Source organism: Nostoc sp. CHAB 5715 (assembly GCF_020829685.1).
GTDB lineage: Bacteria > Cyanobacteriota > Cyanobacteriia > Cyanobacteriales > Nostocaceae > Nostoc.
In genome coordinates, this window is sequence record NZ_JAIVFR010000776.1 from 1 (window position 1) to 3,666 (window position 3,666).

General features: G+C 44.8%; 2 protein-coding genes and 2 pseudogenes. 2 read left to right on the top strand and 2 right to left on the bottom strand.

Translation table 11 applies throughout. From position 1 onward, the window contains the following. Positions 1 to 749 (bottom strand): annotated as a pseudogene (locus LC574_RS31010) (hypothetical protein); the annotation flags it as partial. A 396-nt stretch (positions 750 to 1,145) separates the two neighbouring features. Continuing rightward, positions 1,146 to 1,805 (bottom strand): L-threonylcarbamoyladenylate synthase, encoded by a 660-nt coding sequence (locus tag LC574_RS31015; RefSeq protein WP_229457422.1) that lies wholly within the window; start codon positions 1,803 to 1,805, stop codon positions 1,146 to 1,148. A gap of 147 nt (positions 1,806 to 1,952) precedes the next feature. Here LC574_RS31015 and larC point away from each other — a divergent pair, with 147 nt between their 5' ends. Next, the gene (gene larC, locus LC574_RS31020) at positions 1,953 to 3,239 is read left to right on the top strand and encodes a nickel pincer cofactor biosynthesis protein LarC (RefSeq protein WP_229457423.1); all 1,287 of its coding nucleotides are present in this window, start codon (positions 1,953 to 1,955) and stop codon (positions 3,237 to 3,239) included. 185 nt (positions 3,240 to 3,424) lie between these two features. Then, a pseudogene (locus tag LC574_RS31025) lies at positions 3,425 to 3,666 on the top strand (hypothetical protein); the annotation flags it as partial.

A 3,666-nucleotide genomic window follows, 5' to 3' on the forward strand; every position in this document is an offset into this window, starting at 1 on the left:
CCTGATTGAAGATTTTTTACAATCATTTGTGATCGCAGCTGTTGCACCGCCGAGTTACGCTGGTAAGATTCTGCTTCTTCACCCTTAGCAGACTCTACCGCCATTTCAATATCCACGGTAGTTTCTTGCGGCTGACGACGAGCAAAACCTTGGGCCCGCAAGATAATCAATTGCTGATTTGCACCACCAGGTAAATTGATCCGGCGTTTGGCATACTGTTCCGTAAACGCCATATATTCAGCTAATTGCAGCTGAGTACGCGGCGTATGATCGTCAGGTAGTTCGTTTTCTCTCCGGAAAGCTTTGATAGCTTCAATATAAAATGCTTGTAAAAAATCTTCAATCAGGCTGTAACGAGCCTCAAAACCCAACTCAGAGCCGGATATAGTTACATGACGGTAAACCATAGCACCCAAATTGCTATGTAATTCCACGCGCCCTTGCTTTGAACCTAGTTGGTAGTAACGTAAGCATTTGTGCATCCGATGCCTTCCCAACGTAATCTGCCAGGACTTGATTTCCCCAGATGTTTGGATACGGGAGCTTTTGTCACAAATGCGTTCTACTTCTATAGTTATGCGCTTTGCTAAAGCTTCTACGCATCTGGGTGCTGCTTTCACTTGTGCTTGCATTTCCTGACACAGCAATTGAATCAAGGTTTCGCTGCTGCTGTCTGAAAATTCTTCAGTCGAAAGGTGGTTATCAAAAATGGGTGTAGAGTTTGGTAGATTAATGACGTTAGATTTCATAACTTTTCTAGGGAGTAGTATTGCACCGTAATTACAACGCAGAGACAACAATTAAGGTCGGACTTGGCTGGAGAATCTTTAGGCATTCATCCATTAAGGCTTGCCGCATGTAATGCTCACATCTAAAGCTCATATATAAAACTGTAGGAAATACGAGAGAGTTACAGTGATGGCAATGTGTCGGTTTTTTCACAAGCCACCACATTGACGTTGGGACACAAGTACCGACCATTTTCTCAAAGTTGCCAAATCCCTTTTTGTAACAACTGTTGCCACCATCCTGTTATTGCATCTGTGCCCATCGTAGACATCGCATTAAAATATGACAATTTAAAAACTGGAGTCGCTTTTATCACAATTTCCGAAACGGAGAGGTGCGCTTGTGAAGTGTAATTTTTATACCCATGCTGCTGCTGCTTCCCAACCTAAACCCCTCCGTATAATTGCTGCTTCGTCTCCGGTCATATCCAAGATCGTAGACACTTCATAAGTAGGTTCTTCGCCAGTGTCTACAATTATGTCTACCAACTTGTCCAAACGGTCAAATAGCTCTACCTGCGACTGAACAGTTTCTGGATCTATCCGAATCATGCCATTATCTGCTTCATCTGGTGGCAGATGTGCTGAAGTTGAAATAATCGGATTGCCCAAGGCTGCCAGCAACTCCAAACACACTGTATGGTTTGGTACTCTAATTCCAGTAGTTTTCCGCTTGGGGCTTTGCACCAATCGCGGTACTAATTTAGTTGCTGGGAGCAAAAACGTGTATGGCCCTGGAATCAGGCGTTTCATAATCCGATAGGCTGTGTCACTTACGAAGGCATAAGTTGCCACATTTGAAAGCGAGGAACATAAAAATGTCAGTGGTTTATCATTTGCTAGCTGTTTAATTTGCCGTACTCGTTCTACCGCCGACTTGGCATTCAAATCACAACCGATCGCATAGACTGTATCAGTAGGGTAAAGCATGACTGCGCCACTAGAGAGCGCCGACTTTATTTCCTCTATTCGGCGAACTTGAGGATTATCCGGATGAACTGAGAAAATTTTTGCCATAAAGAGTGGGGAGTGGGGAGTGGGGAGTGGGGAGTGGGGAGTGGGGGCAGGGGGCAGGGAGCAGGGGAGAATAACTAATGACTAATGACTGATGACTAATGACTGATGACTAATGACTAATGACTAATGACTAATGACAAATTTATTATGAATAAAATTGCTTATCTTCAATGTCCGACAGGAATTTCTGGTGATATGTGCCTGGGTGCTTTGGTAAGTTTGGGTGTTCCTGTGGAGTATTTAATTGAAAAACTCAATGGGTTGGGTATTGAACAGGAATATCAGTTAAGGGCAGAATTTGTCCAACGGAATGGTCAGCAGGCGACTAAAGTTCATGTGGATTTGGTACACGATCGCCACCACCACCATCACCACGACCATGAACACAGTCACCATCACACACGCCACCTGCCTGAAATAGAGCAGATGATTCTCAAAGCTCAGTTGCCATCACGGGCAGAAGCTTGGAGTTTGGCGGTATTCCGACAGCTAGCAGTCGCAGAAGGGGCGGTGCATGGCATTTCTCCTGAAAAAGTTCATTTTCATGAGGTGGGTGCTGTAGATGCGATTGTAGATATTGTGGGTACTTGTCTGGGGTTGGATTGGTTGGGGATTGAGAGCAATGACGAAGGATTACCCTTACTTTACTGCTCGGCGTTCCCGACTGGTGGCGGCACTGTTCGGGCTGCACATGGTCAGATGGCAGTACCAGTACCAGCAGTATTAAAGCTGTGGGAAATGCGGGGTTGCCCAGTTTATAGCAATGGGATTGACAGAGAACTGGTGACACCAACAGGAGCGGCGATCGCTACTACTTTGGCAAGAGATTTTGGTTCACCACCTGCGATCGCTATCAAGCAGATAGGTTTGGGGGCAGGAACCATAAATTTACCCATTCCCAATATTTTACGGCTTTGGGTGGGTGAAAGCACAAGTTTACAGTCCAATTTCAGCGATTCTGAAGAGAGTAGCTCAAATTTGGAAACGATATCAGTACTAGAAACTCAAATTGATGATTTAAATCCGCAAGCGATCGGCTATGTGTTTGAGGCGTTGTTTGCTGCTGGTGCGGTGGATGTATTTACCCAAGCGATCGCCATGAAAAAGTCCCGTCCAGGGATTTTGCTGAGTGTGATTTGTCATCCAGAAAATTTACTCAGTTGTGAAGCGGTTATATTCCGCGAAACCACTACTTTGGGTATTCGGCGAACAACTCAGCAACGCGCCATTTTACAACGGGAAATTCAACAAGTGGAAATTGAATATGGCAAAGTGCGTGTCAAAGTAGCATGGAAGGGACAATCACCAGAAAAAGTTATTGCTAATGTGCAGCCAGAATATGAAGATTGTGCAGAGTTAGCCCGAAAACATAATATTCCCTGGCGCGAAATTCAACGGTTGGCGCTACAGCGTTGGTATTTAGTCAATGGCTAATACAAATTCCTTGTTCCTCTTTCCCAGTCTGAGACTGGAAATGCCACCCTAAAGTCCTTGTCGTTACCCAGATTTTTGTAACAGTCAAAGTGTCGCACTCAGTCGATATTCCGCCCAGAACTTAAGTTCTGGGCTGATAGCTAAAGTCCACTAAGTACAGCTTTGCGTAAAATCGTAGCGTTTTAATGCAAGGGAACGCATTGGCATTGTCAGTCGATGCATTGGCATTGTCAGTCGATGCATTGGAATTGTCAGTCGATGCATTGGCATTGTCAGTCGATGCATTGGCATTGTCAGCCGCAACAATGGCATTGTCAGTCGCAACAATGGCATTGTCAGCCGCAACAATGGCATTGTCAGTTGATACAATCGCATTGTCAGTTGATGCAATGGCATTGTCACTAAAAATTGCAGAGTTTCTTTTGAA

Coding starts and splice junctions, on each gene's coding strand:
- larC (WP_229457423.1), top strand. CDS start 1,953: ATGAATAAAATTGCTTATCTTCAATGTCCGACAGGAATTTCTGGTGAT.
- LC574_RS31015 (WP_229457422.1), bottom strand. CDS start 1,805: ATGGCAAAAATTTTCTCAGTTCATCCGGATAATCCTCAAGTTCGCCGA.